At 44.0% G+C, this 20064-nt stretch carries 18 protein-coding genes; all 18 read left to right on the top strand.

The window, feature by feature from the left end; genetic code table 11:
* The first annotated feature begins 1 nt into the window (after position 1).
* The 18 genes from AAEZ02_RS03285 (at position 2) to AAEZ02_RS03370 (ending at position 20040) form a co-directional block, all read left to right on the top strand.
* A complete protein-coding gene (locus AAEZ02_RS03285) occupies positions 2–304 on the top strand; it encodes an MSHA biogenesis protein MshK (protein WP_164839429.1) in 303 nt (100 codons plus the stop codon).
* Between the two features lie 13 nt (positions 305–317).
* Positions 318–1988 (top strand): pilus (MSHA type) biogenesis protein MshL, encoded by a 1671-nt coding sequence (gene mshL / locus AAEZ02_RS03290; RefSeq protein WP_124013447.1) that lies wholly within the window; start codon positions 318–320, stop codon positions 1986–1988.
* 83 nt (positions 1989–2071) lie between these two features.
* Positions 2072–3016, top strand: coding sequence for an ExeA family protein (locus tag AAEZ02_RS03295; protein ID WP_124013448.1), 945 nt, complete (start codon positions 2072–2074; stop codon positions 3014–3016).
* Complete coding sequence (locus tag AAEZ02_RS03300; RefSeq protein ID WP_124013449.1) at positions 3013–4449, top strand: tetratricopeptide repeat protein; 1437 nt, start codon at positions 3013–3015, stop codon at positions 4447–4449. Before AAEZ02_RS03295 ends, AAEZ02_RS03300 begins: the two co-directional genes overlap by 4 nt.
* A complete protein-coding gene (locus tag AAEZ02_RS03305) occupies positions 4446–6206 on the top strand; it encodes a GspE/PulE family protein (protein WP_124013450.1) in 1761 nt (586 codons plus the stop codon). The genes AAEZ02_RS03300 and AAEZ02_RS03305 overlap by 4 nt, the downstream gene beginning before the upstream one ends.
* Before the next feature lie 2 nt (positions 6207–6208).
* Positions 6209–7423, top strand: a complete 1215-nt coding sequence (locus tag AAEZ02_RS03310) for a type II secretion system F family protein (protein ID WP_351121934.1) — start codon at positions 6209–6211, stop codon at positions 7421–7423.
* A gap of 32 nt (positions 7424–7455) precedes the next feature.
* Complete coding sequence (locus AAEZ02_RS03315; RefSeq protein WP_351121937.1) at positions 7456–8028, top strand: hypothetical protein; 573 nt, start codon at positions 7456–7458, stop codon at positions 8026–8028.
* A gap of 108 nt (positions 8029–8136) precedes the next feature.
* On the top strand, positions 8137–8754 hold the full coding sequence (locus AAEZ02_RS03320; protein WP_351121939.1) for a pilin: 618 nt from the start codon (positions 8137–8139) through the stop codon (positions 8752–8754).
* A gap of 258 nt (positions 8755–9012) precedes the next feature.
* Entirely contained in the window at positions 9013–9516 is a 504-nt protein-coding gene (locus AAEZ02_RS03325) for a prepilin-type N-terminal cleavage/methylation domain-containing protein (protein WP_351122018.1), read from the top strand.
* 424 nt (positions 9517–9940) lie between these two features.
* On the top strand, positions 9941–10420 hold the full coding sequence (locus AAEZ02_RS03330; RefSeq protein ID WP_351121942.1) for a pilus assembly FimT family protein: 480 nt from the start codon (positions 9941–9943) through the stop codon (positions 10418–10420).
* Complete coding sequence (locus AAEZ02_RS03335; protein WP_351121945.1) at positions 10410–11048, top strand: type IV pilus modification PilV family protein; 639 nt, start codon at positions 10410–10412, stop codon at positions 11046–11048. Before AAEZ02_RS03330 ends, AAEZ02_RS03335 begins: the two co-directional genes overlap by 11 nt.
* Positions 11048–11887: a PilW family protein gene (locus AAEZ02_RS03340; protein WP_351121948.1), complete on the top strand. Its 840-nt coding sequence runs from the start codon at positions 11048–11050 to the stop codon at positions 11885–11887. The genes AAEZ02_RS03335 and AAEZ02_RS03340 overlap by 1 nt, the downstream gene beginning before the upstream one ends.
* Positions 11877–12338, top strand: a complete 462-nt coding sequence (locus AAEZ02_RS03345; protein WP_351074680.1) for an MSHA biogenesis protein MshP — start codon at positions 11877–11879, stop codon at positions 12336–12338. The genes AAEZ02_RS03340 and AAEZ02_RS03345 overlap by 11 nt, the downstream gene beginning before the upstream one ends.
* Complete coding sequence (locus AAEZ02_RS03350) at positions 12328–16656, top strand: DUF6701 domain-containing protein (protein ID WP_351121951.1); 4329 nt, start codon at positions 12328–12330, stop codon at positions 16654–16656. The genes AAEZ02_RS03345 and AAEZ02_RS03350 overlap by 11 nt, the downstream gene beginning before the upstream one ends.
* Before the next feature lie 192 nt (positions 16657–16848).
* Positions 16849–17898, top strand: a complete 1050-nt coding sequence (locus AAEZ02_RS03355; RefSeq protein ID WP_101033814.1) for a rod shape-determining protein — start codon at positions 16849–16851, stop codon at positions 17896–17898.
* Between the two features lie 63 nt (positions 17899–17961).
* Positions 17962–18909, top strand: a complete 948-nt coding sequence (mreC, locus tag AAEZ02_RS03360) for a rod shape-determining protein MreC (protein ID WP_101033815.1) — start codon at positions 17962–17964, stop codon at positions 18907–18909.
* On the top strand, positions 18906–19397 hold the full coding sequence (gene mreD, locus AAEZ02_RS03365) for a rod shape-determining protein MreD (protein WP_124013458.1): 492 nt from the start codon (positions 18906–18908) through the stop codon (positions 19395–19397). Before mreC ends, mreD begins: the two co-directional genes overlap by 4 nt.
* A 55-nt stretch (positions 19398–19452) precedes the next feature.
* The gene (locus AAEZ02_RS03370) at positions 19453–20040 is read left to right on the top strand and encodes a Maf family protein (protein WP_124013459.1); all 588 of its coding nucleotides are present in this window, start codon (positions 19453–19455) and stop codon (positions 20038–20040) included.
* The last annotated feature ends 24 nt before the right edge of the window (positions 20041–20064 follow it).

The following is a 20064-nucleotide window of genomic DNA, read 5'->3' on the forward strand; positions in this document are numbered from 1 at the left end:
CATGGCGTATGCATCCTGCCTAATGATGCTGTTAGTGTTTGCTGCAAACGCACAGACATTACGTGATCCAACCTTACCGGGTCAGGGCTTTATTGCCGTTAAGGCCAAAGCCGATAACCCATCTTTGGTGTTAAACAGTATTGTTAACGGCCAACATAGCTATGCGGTCATTAATAATATTATTCTTTCGGTGGGTGACGCAATTAGCGGCAGTGGATTACGTGTATCAAAGATTAGCCAAGACTATGTCACCTTGTCAGATGGAAGAAAACTTCAGCTATTTCAGTCGATAACAGAGCGGTAGGATAAGAATAAAAATGAATGTAATTAAATATGTTACTCCTCTGATGTCGCTGTGCCTAGTTGCTTGCCAAACGACAGATAGACCCGATCCACAAACCGCAAAAGCGGCTTTGAATGAGTCAAGGCAACAAGCTGAGACCCGTCAAGCCACTGTGCCACCACCAGCGGTTATGCCAGAAGATGTTCAACGTGAGCTTAATGGTAATAATGTGTTGAGCTCATCAGCAAGGGCCTTACCTGCAGAGCGTCGTTTTGATGTGTCAGCAAATGACGTTGATGCGAGAGTGTTCTTTCCAAGCTTAGTCAAAGACACGCCCTTAAGTGTTGCGGTACATCCTGATGTGCAAGGTAACATTTCGTTATCATTAAAAGCGGTCACCTTGGCAGAAACCATTCAGGTTGTTGAAGACATTTACGGTTACCAAGTTAAGCGCGAAGGTCGTATTTTACGGGTTTACCCGTCGGGTATGAGAACCGAAACGTTCCCATTAAATTATATCTATATGCAACGAGAAGGTTTGTCATTAACTTCGGTGAGCTCTGGTCGTATTTCCGATCAAAATAGTAACTCAAACAGCAGTGGTAATAGCAGTTCGAGCAGCAACAGTAGTTCGAGTAACAGTAACAATAGTAGCAATGGTAATGCCAACAGCAGTGACAATACCAATGGTACGTTTATTCGTTCAACGACCAAGACGGATTTTTGGGGTGAGTTAGAAGCCACCTTAATGTCAATTATGGGTGAAACCGGTGGCGGGCGACAAGTGGTGGTGACACCTCAAGCAGGGCTGGTAACCGTTCGGGCTTTCCCTGATGAATTACGTCAAATTCGTAGCTTCTTACAAATAGCAGAAAGCCATTTACAGCGCCAAGTGATTTTAGAAGCAAAAATTATAGAAGTAACCTTATCTGATGGTTACCAGCAAGGGATCCAGTGGGAGAATGTTTTAGGCCATGCCGGCAATACCAACATTGATTTCAGTACCTCAGCAGGACAAGGTTTAAGTAATGCCATTACATCTGCCATTGGCGGTGTCACCTCGATTAATTTCACCGGAAGCGATTTTAGTAGCATTATTAGTTTGCTGGATACTCAAGGTGATGTAGATGTGCTTTCAAGTCCTCGTGTTACGGCTTCTAATAACCAAAAAGCGGTTATTAAAGTGGGTAATGACGAATACTTTGTCACTGATGTGTCATCAACGACAGTGGCTGGCACCACTCCAGTGACGACGCCACAGGTTGAACTAACGCCATTTTTCTCCGGCATTGCCTTAGATGTAACGCCTCAGATTGACGAAGATGGCAATGTAATATTGCATGTTCATCCTTCCGTGATAGATGTGAAAGAACAAACTAAAGAGATAAAAATCAGTGATTCAACCTTAGAGTTACCGTTAGCGCAAAGTGAGATCCGTGAGTCGGATACGGTTATCCGCGCCGCTTCTGGCGATGTCGTGGTGATTGGTGGATTAATGAAGAGCGAAAACATTGAAACCGTGTCAAAAGTACCGTTATTGGGTGATATTCCTTTTCTGGGCGAAGCTTTCACCAGCCGCACTAAATCTAAAAAGAAAACCGAATTGATTATTATGTTGAAACCAACGGTTGTCGGTGGTGATACATGGAAGGATGAGTTAAAGCGCTCACAAGATTTAATAGAGCGTTGGTATCCTTCTAAGTAGTGGCGGTTGGTGATTGATAGATAAGTTGCCGTAGGCGGTTGATAAGTGTGGCGGTTGAAATTGATAAGGGATAGCCAGTAATTATGTATTTGCAGCACTTTGGCTTAAGTCAGTTGCCCTTTACGCTTACCCCAAATACGGGTTTCTTTTTTGGCTTGTCGCCGCATGTGGAAGCCTTACAAGTACTCCAAACCGCATTGCAGACAGGTGAAGGTTTTATCAAGGTCACTGGTGAAGTGGGCACAGGTAAAACCTTGGTTTGTCGTAAGCTGATAAATGATTTACCGGCTCAATACCATTGCGCTTACTTACCTAATCCCTATTTAACCCCTAAAGAATTACGCTGGGCTGTGGCGGGTGAACTTGGCTTGGCATTACCGAACAAATTAGATCAGCAACAGCTAACAAGGCTAATCCATGAGCGTTTGTTAGCGTTAAATCACCAAGGCTTTCACGTAGTGTTAGTGTTGGACGAAGCACAATCATTACCTGATGACAGTATTGAAGCGTTACGCTTATTTACTAACTTAGAAACCGAAAGTCGCAAGTTGCTGCAAGTCGTGCTGTTTGGTCAACCAGAATTAGACGAACGTTTGGCGCAAGCTAAATTTAGACAATTAAGACAACGTATTACCTTTAGCTACGATCTGCGTCCGTTAACATGGGATGAAATACAAGCTTATATTCATCACCGACTTGCTGTTGCGGGTTATCAAGGGCCGGAATTGTTTAGTACCGTCGATATTAAGCGTATTGCCAAAGCCGCTCGAGGCATCCCGCGTTTAGTGAATATATTGGCGCATAAGAGTTTATTGCTGTGTTATGGCCAAGGTGAAAAAAAGGTACTGTCGCGGCATTGTCTCGCGGCAATAATGGATACCGAAGATGTTAATTTACAACACAAAGTAACGTTCTCTCGTGTCAGTATGCTGCTCATTATATTGTTTGGGGTATTGCTGTTGTTTATCGGATTGAATGGCCCAAATTGTTGTGGTGAATGGATGACACAAATAAGCGAAATTAAATGAGTGTGATTATCAAAATGCTCAAAGATTTAGAGCAGGGTCAGCAGCCCGGAATAGACAACCCATCGGCACCACCGGTGGGAGAATTCGTGCGTCCTGAAATTCAGTATCAATCCGTCGCTAAATCTCGCTCAGCATCTATTGGTCTTTTTATTGTTGCGGCACTATTGATCCCCACGTTGTGGTTTGGTGTGTCGATGTACCGCCAAGCCAATATTCAAATGGTCAGTGAGCCAGTCGCTGTCAGCGCTTCTGCGAGTAAAGAAACCCAATCATTGCTGAGTCAGCCACAAGATAATGATGGTGTTGCTACTGAGTCGCCTAAGTTGTTAGTTGTAAGCTCAACAGCGACATCGATTCAAGCTCCTATTGAAGCATCAACTCAGGCGAACACTGTCGCAATAACTCAAGACAGTACTCAAGTCAGTCAGACAACGGATACCTCAGCAGTGGGCACTGCATTAGAGACTCATCAAAGCATTGACATGACAGCACCTGAAACGCCACAAACTAGGGGGCAAGTCGCTGAAACAGTCAAAACACCCGCGCAAATAGCGGCAGCCTTAGTCACAGAAATAGTCACAGAAACAGTCACAGATAAGCCCAGTGTTTTAGGCTCGAATAAGACAGCCCTAAATAACATCGGAACAAATCAGACTGTATCGAATAACGCGGTATCAAGTAAGACTATATCGAATAACACTACATCGAATAAGATTGCACCTAATAACAGTGCATCTAATAACATTGCCCCCACGCAAGCCTTAACCACAGCGCCATCGTCTGGTTTGCCTGCACAAGCTCCAATTGTGATACAAAAGCCGGTGGAAATGACGGTTAAAGAAGTGGTTCTCACTAAGACGCAAATGGCGCAATTGCAATATCAAAAAGCGATGAATGCAGAGCAAGCGCAGCGCCTTGATGATGCAGCAGGTTACTATTTAGAAGCGATTATTTTACAGCCGAGTTTACATAAAGCCCGTAAGCAATTGGCCAAAATTTATTATGTGCAAAGTAATCTTACGGCGGCAATGCTATTACTCGAAAGTGGAGTCAGTTTATTTCCGCAGCAATGGGAGTTTTATGTGATTCTGTCGCAAATTCAAACTCAAATGAAGGCTTATGATGCCGCATTGTCGACAGTGGCCATGATCCCCGATAACTCTTTATGGGCTCGTGATAAATGGATAGCCCAAACCGATTTAGCCCAAAAATCGAAAAATTTTGCTTTAGCCGAGGCTGCTTATCGTCACTTATTGTTATCCGAATCGACTAAACCTCGCTGGTGGATGGGCTTAGGTTATTCACTCGATTCGCAGAAAAAATATCCCCAAGCCGCTCAAGCTTACCGATCAGCATTAAGCTATGAAGGATTATCAACTTCAGCCATGACATTTATTGAAAAGCGTTTAGATCAGTTAGGAGCAAACCGATGAAGCCTAAGTTAAAGATGCGGTTAGGAGATCTTCTTGTTCAAGAGCTGATTATCACCGACGAGCAATTACAGCAAGCATTAACAGAGCAACGTAGCTCAGGTAAAAAGCTGGGTCGGACATTAATTGATTTGAACTGTATCACTGAAGATCAGTTACTTAAGTTTTTATCTCAGCAGCTTAATTTACCGTACCTTGATATTAGTCGTCGTCCGATTGCCGCCGAAGTGGTCAATATTCTCCCCGAAGTACAAGCGCGACGTTTTCGTGCTTTAGTGGTGGAAAGTCATTCCGACCATGTGTTAGTTGCTATGAGTGATCCTGCTGATTTGCAAGCTATCGACAACATTGAAGTATTAGTTGCCCCTAAGCAGTTAATGATCGCGGTGGCGCCAGAACAACAATTACTCGATGCGTTTGACAACCTTTACCGCCGTACCGATCAAATTGCAGCGATTGCCGGTAAGCTTGATGAAGAATATGCCGCTGATGACATGTTCGATTTGGCTAATTTAACGCAAAGCGACAGTGATAACGAAACCACAGTGGTGAAGTTATTACAGTCTATTTTTGAGGATGCGGTTCAAATGCGTGCCTCAGATATTCACATTGAACCCGGCGATAAAGTCTTGCGGATCCGCCAGCGTATTGATGGTCAATTGCATGAAAACATTCTCAGTGAGGTTAATATTGCCTCGGCCCTGGTATTACGGCTTAAATTGATGGCGGGATTGGATATTTCAGAAAAGCGTATGCCACAAGATGGCCGTTTTCATATGGAAATAAAAGGTCATCAAATCGACGTGCGGATGTCGACCATGCCGATTTATCATGGCGAATCTGTGGTGATGCGTTTATTAGATCAAACCACCGGCCTGCGCACCTTAGATGAAACCGGCATGCCAGCGCATATTGTGGCGCGTATTCGTAAACAGATTAAACGTCCTCACGGTATGTTGTTAGTTACTGGGCCAACAGGTAGCGGTAAAACGACCACCTTGTACGGTATTTTAAGTGAGCTTAACACTGCAGATAGAAAGATTATCACCGTAGAAGATCCGGTTGAATATCAATTACCGCGAATTAACCAAGTCCAGGTTAATCATAAGATTGGTTTAGACTTTTCTAACGTGCTGCGTACCACGCTTCGTCAAGATCCCGACATCATCATGGTGGGAGAAATGCGTGACCAAGAAACCGTGGAAATTGGTTTACGAGGTGCATTAACCGGTCACTTCGTGTTATCGACGTTACATACTAATGATGCTGTTACCAGTGCGTTGCGATTACTCGATATGGGCGCGGCAAGTTATTTGGTTGCCAGTGCGCTACGGGTCATTATCGCTCAGCGTCTGGTTCGACGTGTTTGCCATAATTGTGCGATAGATTATCAGCCCACAGCGGCTGAACGTAGCTGGCTTAACAGTGTGACTAAAAGAGATATTAGCAGCGCCACGTTTAAAGTGGGCAGCGGTTGTCAAACCTGTAACGGCTCAGGCTATCGCGGCCGAATTGGTATTTTTGAAATACTCGAACTCGATGAGAACATGATAGATGCCATGCGCACCGGTAATCCGCAAGATTTCGCTCGTGCAGCCCTGCGCAGTCCTAACTTTATCCCACTGGCACATTCCGCGATGGAGTATTTATTCTTAGGCACGACCACACTCGAAGAGGTGTCAAAACTGGTTGAAGATGTCAGTGAATCGAAAGTGGCCTTGTCGGAAGATTTGATTAGCCAACAAGATATTGGATTGTAATAATGCCAACATATCAATATCGAGGACGTAATTCACAAGGGCAGGCTGTTAGTTCACAGCTTGAGTCCGCCAATGAAAGCGCGGCGGCCGATGCGTTGCTTTCCCGGGGGATAATTCCACTAGAATTACGTGAAGTGAAAACCAAGCAACCTTTTTCAATGAGCTTGTTTCAAAGCAAAGTGTCGCTAGAAGAATTGCAAATATTTAGTCGGCAAATGTATTCACTGACCCGTTCAGGTATTCCCATTTTAAGGGCGATTGCGGGCTTATCAGAAACCACTCATTCTGATCGGATGAAACAAGCCTTAGATGATATTTCACAACAGCTCACTTCGGGCCGACCATTATCTTCGGCGATGAATCAACATCCGGAGATATTCGATTCGTTGTTTGTGTCGATGATCCATGTGGGTGAAAATACCGGTAAGTTGGAAGATGCCTTTATCCAGTTGTCAGGTTATATCGAGCGAGAACAAGAAACTCGTCGGCGGATTAAAGCGGCAATGCGTTATCCCATGTTTGTATTGATCGCCATTACCATTGCGATGGTTATTTTGAATATTATGGTTATCCCTAAGTTTGCCGCTATGTTTTCTCGTTTTGGTGCCGAACTACCATGGGCGACAAAAATATTAATTGGCACCTCTAGCCTGTTTGTTAATTTCTGGCCCCACATGATAGTGCTATTCATTGGCGTTGTAGTGGGTATTCGATATTGGCATCATAGTGCAAAAGGTGAAAAACAGTGGGACTTATGGAAACTGCATATTCCTGTTATAGGCTCCATTATTGAGCGTTCAACCTTGTCGCGTTATTGCCGCAGTTTTTCGATGATGATCAGTGCGGGTGTTCCCATGACCCAAGCATTAAGTTTGGTGGCCGATGCAGTGGATAATGCCTATATGCATGACAAGATTGTCGGCATGCGCCATGGCATTGAATCGGGAGAATCAATGCTAAGGGTATCCAATAGCAGTCAACTGTTTACGCCGTTAGTCTTACAAATGGTGGCCGTGGGTGAAGAGACGGGACAAATCGATCAGCTATTAAATGATGCCGCTGATTTTTATGAAGCCGAAGTCGATTACGATTTAAAAAATCTGACGGCAAAACTCGAACCTATTTTAATCGGCTTTGTTGCTGGCATTGTATTGATACTGGCACTGGGCATTTATCTTCCTATGTGGGATATGCTTAATGTGGTCAAAGGCGGTTAACGCATAATGCACATTATTGATGGGATAGCGGTATGCTGAGCCAGCAAAAAGCGGATCATGAACTGCTTAGCATGTATGGCAAGGTCATTGCTATTGTGGTGTTGTTAGTGTTGCTGGCTATTTTCGGTATACGTTATCTCAATACCGCGTCAAATATAGGTGGACGGGGTCTAGAGCTTGAACAAAATCGTTTTTTGAATGTGTTAGCTATGGTGCGCAGTCAATGGTTAGCTTCTGGTCGGCCGGATAAAATGCAGTTGTCATGGCATAATCTGGCATCAAATGTGCTTACTTCACAGAGCAATAAGACAGCGTCAAAAAACGGTCGAACCAACACCGAAGAGATTAACGACGATGCTGATCTCGTTGGCACCGATAATTGGATTTCTTTATCTGACCAAGGTTGGCCAATCATTGATACGAATGATGTTCAAGGTTGCGAGCGACTATGGGGTCAATTACTGGCCACTAATCTTCAACAGTTGCATATTACGGTAGATTATCAGTCTGATACTAATATTTGCCGCTACTCTTCAGATAATAAAGCCAGTTTAAGTTATCAATTGAAAACGGGTAGAGTGATATTTTTAATTAATGACGGATAGAGAGTGTTCCATTAGTGTTAAAGTGTTAATAAGCTGATAATATTAGCTAAGTTAGAGCTGAACCAATATTATTTCTGTTTTAGGCGCAATATAGAAGAGCAAAATATTATGAAATTGAAACAACAAGGTTTTTCATTGATCGAGTTGGTCATTGTTATTGTTATCCTCGGTTTATTGGCCGCCACAGCGATCCCGCGTTTTTTAAATGTGACCGATGATGCTGAAGACGCCAGTGTAGACGGTGTAGCGGGTGGTTTAGCCACTGCGGTGAGTTTTGTGCGTGCCCAGTGGGAAGTCGATGGTCGTCGTAATGCCAGTGTGCTATTAGACGGCACCAGTGTGTCATTAGACACGCGTTTTGGTTATCCAACAGGCACCACAAATACCAATGCAACCGCAATGAATAGCACCCGATGTCAGGAAGTATTTGATTCAGTGTTACAAAATGCGCCAAGAAACGTATTGGCTAACCAAGATGCAAGCGATGTACGCTACACCGTTAGTGTACTAGGTGGTGCTGGCGGTTCATCTATCAGTATTGACGGTATAACCGTTAACAATCTTGATTTATGTGTTTATCATCAAGTGGCTTCACTAGTACTGAACCCAACCAGCGGTGTGCCTACACCAGCACCTGACTTAACGACTGCGGATGCAAAAGGCGTGATATATAATCCAGGTACAGGGCAAGTATTAAGCTTTACCCAAACACCCTTCACGCCATAAGTCATAGTTTATAGTTTGAGGCGTTTACCATTGAAATGATTAATAAAATATGCTGTTATTAGTCTAAGTGTTATTTAGCTTAAGAGTTAAACAGTCACCGTATTAAGCCGTCACTGCCACTAAAGGTGATAGTCGTTTCAAACAATAGCCGGAAGTTCAGCTCGTGCTATGTTTTACCAAGGTTTAATAAGGTTCAACGAGATGAGATGTTAAATACATTATTTTATTATATAAAAGGTAAGTTAAATGCAAATTAACATGCAAAAACAACAAGGTTTTACGTTAATCGAATTAGTGGTTGTGATCATTATTCTCGGTATTTTAGCGGTAGTCGCGGCACCTAAGTTTATTAATCTGCAAGGTGATGCGCGTGCGTCAGCTTTAAGTGGTTTGAAAGCAGCCATTCAGGGTGCAAATACCCTAGTTTACTCGAAGGCAGCATTAGCTGGTGAAGAAAAGGGTGACGCTACTGATGGTACTGCGACAGTAGATATTTCTGGTACAGACGTTAATATTGTTTACGGTTATATGGCTGCTGCTCAAGTTGATATTCAAAATTCTGTTGATGTTGCGTTTGATGTGGAAGCGGATCCGCAAACAGGTACTAATGATTGGATTATTCAAGCAGATACCCCTTTAGCAGGACAAGTCACTATTTATCAACGTGGTGCGCCAGATACTTGTACCTTGATTTATACACAAGCAGCTGATGCTGCAACTATTCCTACTTATGTAGCAGAAACAGATCCTGATAATTGCTAAAATATTATTTGATTAATAAAGCCTGCTTTTGCAGGCTTTTTTTTGAGCGTTTTTTCTCCAAGCTAAAATAGCCTTTTTGAGCACTTGATCCGCTAACATTGGGTTGGTAATTGTTAATGATGGATATTATGACTTTAAAGAGGCTCGATATTCTTTAGTGAATGAATCTCAACTTCAGGTTATTGAGTGTTCATTTAGCGCATTTGAATCATCAATGCGCAATATTGATTTTTTGACTAACTCAATAAATAAACTGATAATTTACGCTATTTTTTGGCATACTGATTGAACATGAACATGAACATCTATATTGCCTATAGGGAATAGCCGCAGCCCAGATGAGTGGGTTTATCTGTTGCCATTGTTGCCAAAAAATTATGACTAATCGTTTTAACTGTTTTATGACGCTAAGGACTTCATTACCGTGAAACAACAACGCAATATTCAGCTGGGGTTTACCTTAGTTGAATTGGTAACCACCATGATTTTGATCGGCATTTTGGCCGTGGCGGTATTACCACGTCTATCATCTGACTCATCTTTTAGTGCCTATAGTTTGCGTAATGAATTTATCAGCGAGTTACGTCTGGTCCAGTTACAAGCGCTGCAAAATACCGATCAGTGTTATCAAATTGATGTTAGCGCCACTGGCTATACCTTAGGGTATTTTAGTGATCGCTCAGGTAATACGTGTAGCAATCCAGTCCGTACCGAACAAGCACAATCTTTTAATGGTGGCGCCCATATTGCCCTTGCCAGTACCGCCAGCCAAGTGTTTTCGATCACCTTTGATAGTCTAGGTCGCATAAGCTCTCCGGCGTGTTCAGGTCATTGTTTTAATGTGGTGGCAGATGAAACCCTCGCCATAGCAGTAGAGTCTGAGGGTTATATTTATGCTCTCTAAACCGCAAATTCAAATGCAAACACCATCCCGACTTAAGCATGTAAAAGGACCTGTAACAGGGCTTAGAAAAGGGCTTAGGAAAGGGTCTCAAACGCGGCAACTGTCTCCATCTGAGCGTGGCTTTACCTTAATCGAACTCGTGGTGGGTATGATGGTGATAGCTATTGCGATAGTGATGCTCACCAGCATGCTATTTCCCCAAGCCGATAGGGCGGCAAAAACCTTGCACAGAGTGCGCTCGGCCGAGTTGGCTCATTCGGTAATGAATGAAATTTGGGGTAAGCGTTATGATCAAAATACCAATCCCAATGGCGGTGTCCCAGCTTGTGATAGTTCAGCAGGTTCAGCTTGTTCTTATGCTTTAGCAGTGGACGGAACCCCATTTCTTGGGCCTGACGGTGAAAGCCGCGACACCTTCAATGATGTTGATGATTATAATGGCTTGGATCAAGACGATAAAATGCTCGACTCAAGCCAAACCTATGCCCAAGCCTATCCGCGTTATAGACTGAAAGTGACAGTTGAGTATCTTGACTCGGCGACGAAAGCGCAAAAATTAATTACCGTCGCCGTGACCACGCCTGCCAATGAAGTGATCAATTACCAAGCGCTAAGGAGTAACTACTAATGCCTTGTCGCAGCCGATCAAAAACTGCTGGTTTTACCTTAATTGAAATGGTTACGGTGATTTTAATCTTGGGCATTATTGTGGTTGGGGTCAGTAGCTTTGTTATTTTTGGCACCCGCATTTTTGTTGAATCAAGCGCGGTTGACCAAGTGCTCAGTCAGAGCCGATTTGGTATCGAGCGGATGACTCGGGATATCCGCCGTGCCGTGCCTAATAGCATGCGAGTGCTAACCGCAACCGATGGCAGTTATCAATGCCTAGAATTATTACCCATTAGCACCAGCACATCGTATCTTGATGCGCCGGTTTTTCCGCAAACAGCGCAAAATAGCTTAACGGCGATTAAAAGCGTTGGTTCAATTACTGCCGCTCAGTCAGTGCTGATTTATCCATTAACAACGACAGAAATCTATCATCCCATAGGGACAACCGCTAAACGATTTACCGTGCAAAGTGTGGCAGAATCGGGCGACCAGCTGACTATTAATTTAACTCAAAGCGTGCGCTTTACTGAGGCTTCGCCATTAAAACGCTTATATGTTGCCGATAACCCATTGAGTTACTGTTTTATTAACACCGCCAATAATGTCGAGCTGCGCTTATACCAAGACTATGGTTACCAGCCCAATCAACCGTCACCAACAATGTCGCCAACAGTGATGGGTGATGGGGTATTAATGGCGCAAAATATTACTAATGCGTTAGCGGTTAATCCAGCGATTATTCTTGCCCCAGCAACGTTAATGACCAATGCCATTGTGCATTTACAGCCAGTATTTAGCGTCAATGGTGAAACGTTCAATTATCAACATCAAGTGCAGGTGATGAATGTTCCCTAAGCTGAAATTAAGCCAACATTCGCAACAAGGCAGTGCACTTATTATTGGTATTTTTGTGCTGACTGTGATGTTTCTTATTGCGGCGAGTCTGATCCGCATTGTTGGTGATGCTGATGAGTCGGTTAATCAAGAAGTGTGGGGCACTCGGGCATTATTTAGTGCTAACAGTGGCGCTGATGCGGCGCTTGCTCAGCTGTTTCCGCTTAATGGCGTTACCAAAACTTGTGCTAATGTGAGTCCTACATGGACACCACCAACTGGGCCAGACTTCAATGGGTTTCATAACTGCACTGTGTTGGTGAGTTGTAATACTGCCACTGTGGGCAGTGTGAGCCAATATCGCATTAACAGCTCAGCGGTATGTGAAACCGGTAATTGTGCTGGTAACTCCAGCAGTTCAACGTGTTTGCGAGTCAGTCGTCAAGTGGAGGTAGAAGCGCGTGCGCAATAATCTTGGTTTTATTTTATTGGTTTGTTGGCTGTTATTGCCTTCGCAAGCTTTTGCTGCGCCGCAATGTGACAGCATATTTACCGACCCACCTTCAGGTAACCATTCTCCTTTTGGGTTAGCTTTGCCGTCAGGTATTTTAGCCTCTCCATTATCAGATTTAAACTGCAGTTCAACAACCTGTAACAGAGATGGTGGCAATCAATTCCAGCCTGGAGACTATGATTACAATAATGGTAACTTTGACAATAAAGCTGTGATTAAAACCACGGGCGCCACAGCGCGTTTATATTTTAATAACTTAAATTTGAACAACGCGAATATCAATTTAGATGAAGCCGCGGAAAACCTGATTATTTATGTGGCAGGTTCGTTAAGCATTTCTGGCAACACTAATATTAATGCTATCGTGTATGTGGCTGGTTTTGTTTCTATGTCGGGAAATAGTAGCATTACTGGCGCACTTGGGGCTGGTGGTGCCTTAGCTCTTTCAGGTAATAGTACCGTCGATTTTAAGCCCATTAGTAAAGCAAATTTTAATGGTATGTGCGATGTGGAACCAGAGGGTTTCTATATCCAATATGGCAAAGCGACCACCAATAACATTACTTTTGACAGTCCATTTCCAACGGGTGTGACGCCATTAATTTTCTTGATGCCGACTATAGAAGACAGTAATAGTGATGGCCCTGCATCGGTATTTGTTAAGAGTGTGTCTGAGCAAGGTTTTACTTGGTCACAACAAGAACCAGAATCACCTGATAACCGTTATGTTAAATCTAATGATATGCCTGAAGTACATTGGATAGCGGTAACAGCAGGTACTTATGAGCTCGCAGACGGCGTACCACTTATTGCTGGATCGGTTGACTATAATCAGGCTTTATTCGGTTCTAATTCACCTTATACCACAGTGACCTTACCTTCTACTCAAGGTGTTACTCAAGATGTGTTATTAAATCAAATTCAAACTCAAAATAATGAATGTTGGTTTACCAGTACTTCTCAATTACCTACTCCTGATACTACTACTTATGATATTGAACTAGCGCTAGATACTTCAGAGGTAAGAACTAATAATAATAAATGCCAACCTGGAAATTTGAAAAATGGAAAACTTCAAAATGAAACTATTGCTTATTTATCAGTGCCATCAGGCTCTGGGACGCTAACACTTGGAGGTAGCGCCGTTAATTATCATTTTGGTCAAGCGCAAACCTTTACAGATAATGGCACCAAGGATATTACCGATCAATGTGCTGAAACGACCGAATTAAAGGGGTTTACTAATGCTCCTATGCTGGTGGCAGGTAAAAACAGCCGCCTAGGTGGAGATGGAGGCTGGCTGCGTCGTTGTCAGTTGACTAACGACAAAGTCAGCATGGTCGTTGACGAAGATACTTTTAGAGATAACGACCGCAAACATCGCTGGGAGAATTACAGCTTTGTTGCGTTTGAAAAAAAAGTAGACACCTTGACTTGTTTTACTGACGATTTTAATCGCACTGATGTCGGTGATGATTGGGCGCTCAAGGTCTTAGGCTCGTCATTGCCGCCTGCAATAGTGAATAACCGTTTGCGTTTTACCTCAGCCAGTGGCAATCAAGCGACATCCAGTACTTATCAGCGATTATTCCCTGCTGCGGATAACTTAGTTGAGCTGGAGTTTGACTATTATGCTTGGTCCAGCCAGTCGGGCACAGGGGCTGACGGCATTGCAATTATCTTGTCTGATGCCAGTATTACTCCTCAGCCTGGTAGTTTTGGTGGCGCCTTAGGATATGCACAGCGTAATAATGGTACTCCTGGTTTTGCTGGTGGTTGGCTTGGTATCGCATTGGATGAATACGGCAACTTCTCTAACCCCAACGAAGGTAAGATTGGTGGACCTGGGTTTAGATCTCAGGCCGTGGCTATCCGTGGTTCCTCAGGTACAGATTACCAATATCTAACAGGTACTAATGCCAACATTAGCCCCAAAATTGATGTGCGCAGTACGTCCAGCGCTCAGCCAAATCATAAATACAAAATCATCATAGATTCGCGAACCCCAGGTAAGGCCATGGTGTCAGTGCTGCGAGATACTGTTAACAACGGTGATCCAGATGATTATGAAACCTTAATCGCTCCTTTTGATGCATTAAGCGTCAGCGGGCAAGCGCCCGTACCTGAAAGTTTTTACCTGTCTATTACTGGTTCCACAGGTGGCGCAAACAATAATCATGAGATGGATAACTTTAAGGTTTGTGCCCTTAAATCCAATCCGATCGGTCAACAAATTCATCATTTTGAGTTTGACTATACTAGCTCGCCATTGACCTGTAAGGCCGAAACCATGACGGTCAGAGCGTGTAAAGATGCGGCATGTAATTTATTTACTGATCCAGTGGAGGCTAATTTATCGCTTGCTCCTAATACCAATGGCGCTTGGTATGTTGACGCTATTAAAACCAATGTAGTGAAGTTTGAAAATGGCAGTGCAACGGTCGCTTTACGCAATAATGTGATTACACCCATAACCATAGGGGTGAGTTCTTCCGTTCCTTCTACCATAGCAGGCAGTAATACTTTGTGCCGAAGCGGTGCTGGTGGGTTAAATGCTGCAAGTTGTAAGTTAAGCTTTGCCGAAAGCGGTTTTATTTTTGATGTGCCGGATAAGCTAGCAAACAAACCGACAGGCAATATTACCATTAGTGCGGTGAAAACATCAGATGAGACCCTGCAATGTGTACCCATGTTTGCCGATACCACTAAAAATGTTGCGTTTTGGAGCTCCTATATAGAGCCTATTTTACCAATAAATGGCCAATCGGTCACCGTGAATAATACGGTGATGGGTAAACTGGATAGCGCAGCAACAACGCTTGCGTTGGCATTCGATGCGACAGGTAAAGCTGATATTATTGTTAATTACCCTGATGCCGGAAAAATGCAGCTTGATGCTAAGTACACAGGCACAGGCGATGAAGCTGGCCTAGTGATGGTAGGCTCAGATCAGTTTGTCAGTTTTCCCGTGGGCTTGTGCGTTACACCAAAAGATAATAATGCTGAGTGCTCTGCAGGTGACAGTAGCTGTAATCGATACAAAAAAGCCGGCGAGTCTTTTGAGTTAACTATTCAAGGTAAAGCCTGGGAGTCGGATGGTGATACCGATTATTGCGATAACATCATCAATACCCCAAATTATGCCCATGACGAGGTAACATTAGGCCATCAATTAGTTGCCCCTTCTGGTGGCGAGCTAGGTGAGGTCGGCTTGTCACAGTATAACCATGTAGCAGAAGCAACAAACACTAATGCCGTTGCTCAATCCGTCAGTGAAGTCGGCGTATTTAAATTCAGCGCTAATCCACCCAGTCCTTATTTAGGTTCGAGCTTTTACGATATTCCGCTGGCGACATCGCCTAATATAGGGCGCTTTGTACCCGACCGCTTTGTGGTGAGTAGCTCAAGTGTGCTGCCATCTTGCGGTAGCTTTAGCTATATGGACCAAGCCTTTGATCTAACATTAACCTTAAGTGCTTTAAATACTGGCAGTTATGTTACCCAAAATTATCAAGATGCCTTTGCTAAAGCCGGTGCCAGCTTAGTGGGCGAAAATGCCAATGATGGTGTGGATTTAAGCGGCAGGTTAAGCGTGTTACCTATTGATGCCAGCTCTTGGGCTTTGGGAGAAGCAAACGTAGGATTATCTTACCAAGCTAATTTTAGTCGTACTGTGGCCCCTAGTGTGGATGGACCATTTAGTCAATTAGCTATCGGCGTACAAGTATTTGATAACGATGGGGCGGTGTCTTTTGTTGCCTCTGCTGATATGCGAACCGACAGCAGTGGTAACTGTGCCGCCAGCAACGACTGCACTGCAACGTTATTATCGACCCAAGATTTACGTCATGGCAGAGTGGTGATGGACAATACCTTTGGCCCTGAAAATGAAATACTGCGTATGCCAACCTATGCCCAATATTGGAATGGTAGCGCTTGGATAACTAACACCGATGATAGCTGTACTCACGTTATCGATGCGCTTGATGGCAGCGAAATATACGCGCCATCTTTAACCGCTGGTCAAACCGTGACTCGCCGTGATGGTGGCAGTTCAGTTAGCAGTGGCCGATTAAGCTTATTATGGCAAAATAGCGGCTCTGCAGCATATCGAGGTCAGGTGACTGCCCCGTTAAAAGTAGAGCCCTGGCTTCAGTGGTATTGGAATTGGGACGAGGCAAGTCCAACTCTGCTCTATGAGCCAAGAGCAAGTGCGTTCTTGGGGCGTTACCGAGGCCATGATAGGATCATTTATTGGCGCGAAGTCGGTCAATGATCTGGATAAAAAAGCGTCAGTTTTGCGCTTTTTTGATTTAAAACTGCGCGAATGTTGTTTTTTTAACAGCTTTTGTAAAAAAAAACGCCAGATTAGCAATTGTTAACCTATTCGGTATTGTAGAATGGGGGTGTCATTGATAAAGTTAGCTGATTTTTCTTCTTCTGACTCAACAGAATACAGGCCTGATACATGTTCAAAAAGTTGCGCGGCATTTTTTCTAACGACCTATCGATCGATTTAGGTACGGCAAACACTCTTATTTATGTTCGCGATGAAGGCATCGTTTTGAACGAACCCTCAGTGGTTGCCATTCGCGGCGAACGCAATAGCAATGGGCCAAAGTCAGTTGCTGCAGTCGGTAGAGAGGCAAAACAAATGCTAGGCCGAACGCCTGGTAATATTCAAGCTATTCGTCCAATGAAAGACGGCGTAATTGCTGATTTCTATGTGACTGAAAAAATGCTTCAGCATTTTATTAAGCAAGTACACAACAACAGTTTCTTCCGCCCCAGTCCTCGCGTATTAGTGTGTGTACCCGTAGGCGCAACTCAAGTTGAACGTCGCGCGATTCGCGAATCAGCAATGGGTGCAGGCGCTCGTGAAGTGTACCTAATCGAAGAGCCAATGGCTGCAGCGATTGGTGCTGGTTTACCAGTATCAGAAGCGACCGGCTCTATGGTTGTCGATATTGGTGGTGGTACTACCGAAGTGGCGATTATTTCGTTAAATGGCGTGGTGTATTCTTCATCAGTACGTATTGGTGGTGATAAGTTTGACGATGCGATTATTAATTATGTCCGTCGTAACTACGGTAGCTTAATTGGTGAAGCAACGGCTGAGCGTATTAAGCATACCATTGGCACCGCATACCCTGGTGACGAAGTACTTGAAATTGAAGTGCGCGGTCGTAACCTCGCAGAAGGTGTGCCAAGAAGCTTCACCTTAAACAGCAATGAAATATTAGAAGCATTACAAGAGCCGTTATCTGGCATAGTGAGTGCGGTGATGGTTGCCCTTGAGCAGTCGCCACCAGAGCTGGCGTCCGATATTGCTGAGCGTGGCATGGTCTTAACCGGCGGTGGTGCATTATTGCGTGACTTAGACCGTTTATTAATGCAAGAAACGGGCATTCCGGTGATGGTCGCAGACGACCCGCTGACTTGTGTTGCTCGTGGCGGTGGTAAAGCCCTTGAAATGATTGATGTGCACGGTGGTGATTTGTTCTCTGAAGAGACCTAATTATCATCGGCTGAGCGGCTTTGTTAATGGCATTTTATGGGTTAACAAAGTTGCGAACAATTTATGAAACCAATTTTCGTTCGTGGCGTCTCTAGTCAATTTAGATTGACACTGGCAATTATTTTGTCGGTGGCATTACTGATGACTAATCATCGCCTGGATCCCATTCGCCAGTCTTTATCCTCGGTGTTAAGCCCGCTTCAATATTTAGCCAATGTACCAGGTGTGATGCTCGACTGGTCAGCCGAGGCATTTGCAACCCGCAACATGCTTGAATTGCAAAACAAACAACTATTACGCCAACAGCTGCTCATGTCAGAGCGTTTACAACGTTTTGAGCATGTTCGCCAAGAAAATGAGCGTTTACGGGCATTGCTCGGTTCACCTGTGCATATGGATTCTCGTAAAATGGTGGCCGAAGTAATGGAAGTGGCCAGCGATCCATTTAGACAGTTTGTGGTGTTAAATCATGGTTCGCAAACCGGCATTTATGTCGGTCAGCCTGTGGTTGATGGCCAAGGTGTTGTCGGGCAGGTGGTTGAAGTGAGTGAGTTTACCAGCCGTGTGTTGATGGTGTCAGATGCAACGCATGGTATTCCGGTGCGTGTTACCCGTAACGATGTGCGTGCAATTGCTAATGGCATGGGCGATATTGATCAAATTGAATTACGCCATGTGGCTAAAAGTACTGACATCATAGTGGGCGATTTATTAGTCACTTCAGGGCTAGGTAGTCGTTTTCCAGAAGGATATCCAGTAGCCCGTGTTATCAGTGTATCCCGTGATGATGGTCAGAGCTATGCAGTGATTAATGCTCAGCCTTTAGCGGCACTTGATCGCATACGTTACGTATTACTTATTTGGCCGGATGAAACCAAACCTTTTACGCTTCCAGCTGACGTACAAGAGTTGATAAAAAAGGCAGCCGAAGCCGCTGCGAATGAATCAGTATCTCAAGCTCCACCTTCAGAAACCACGACTACGCCAATAACCAGCGAGATAAACCAATGAGCGCGCATATTGCAAATGGTCGCTTAGTGGTATGGCTGACTTTATTTATCGGGATGATGTTTCAGATTATGCCGCTGCCCACAATGGTAGAAGCGTGGCGACCTGACTGGCTGCTTATGGTGATGATGTATTGGGCGATGGCATTACCGCATCGTTACAGTATTTTGACCGCGTGGTTGCTCGGCGTAATGCTTGATGTGCTATTGGGAGCCCATTTAGGCATCCGTTCATTAGCACTGTCGTTGGTTATTTATTTGGTGGTGATGTTGTGTCAACAATTACGCAATTATCCTCGCTGGCAACAGTCATTACTGCTCGCGTGTTTTATTTGTATTTATCATGTGGTGATATTTTGGGTACAGTTTGTTGTTGTTGGGGCTGCACCGTTTAATCTTGAGATGTTTTTACCCGCGATTTCGAGTTTATTTATTTGGTGGTGGGTGTTTTGGATACTACGCAATATGCGTCGCCATTATAAAGTACGTTAATTCACCCGATAGGGTGAATATTGTTTTTATGTTCGTTAATTAGAGTAAATATCAGATGACATGGGTACTGGCTTCAACATCGCCAAGAAGAAAAGAATTACTGGCTCAAGCAGGCTTTAGTCATCCCGGTTTTACGTTCGAGCTCGTCGCACCCAATATTGATGAAACGCCTTTATCGACTGAAACGGCAGAACAATATGTATGCCGTTTAGCGCTTGAAAAAGCCCTAGCAGGTTTGGCGCTCAGTGGTCATATTATCGCCCCTAAAGTACTGGGTTCAGATACAATCGTGGTGTTAAATCAGCAGATATTAGGTAAGCCAATGGACCAAAATGATGCCAAGCGTATGCTGACATTGTTATCCGGTCAAACTCATGAAGTGATGACAGCGGTGGCGTTAACGGATGGTGAACACACCTTTAGCCGATTATGTCGTACCCAAGTGAGCTTTTGTGAATTATCCGCTGCCGACATAGACGCTTATATTGCCTCAAATGAACCAATGGACAAAGCTGGTGCGTATGGAATACAAGCCTTGGGTGGTTGTTTTGTTCAATCTATTAGTGGTAGTTATTCTGCCGTTGTTGGTTTACCCCTAGTAGAAACGCGTGAATTATTAGCCTGCATGATGCAGCACACTTAATAACCTTTTGCTTTAATCGGGCAT

It is taken from the genome of Shewanella sp. T24-MNA-CIBAN-0130 (assembly GCF_040310185.1).
Taxonomy (GTDB): domain Bacteria; phylum Pseudomonadota; class Gammaproteobacteria; order Enterobacterales; family Shewanellaceae; genus Shewanella; species Shewanella psychromarinicola.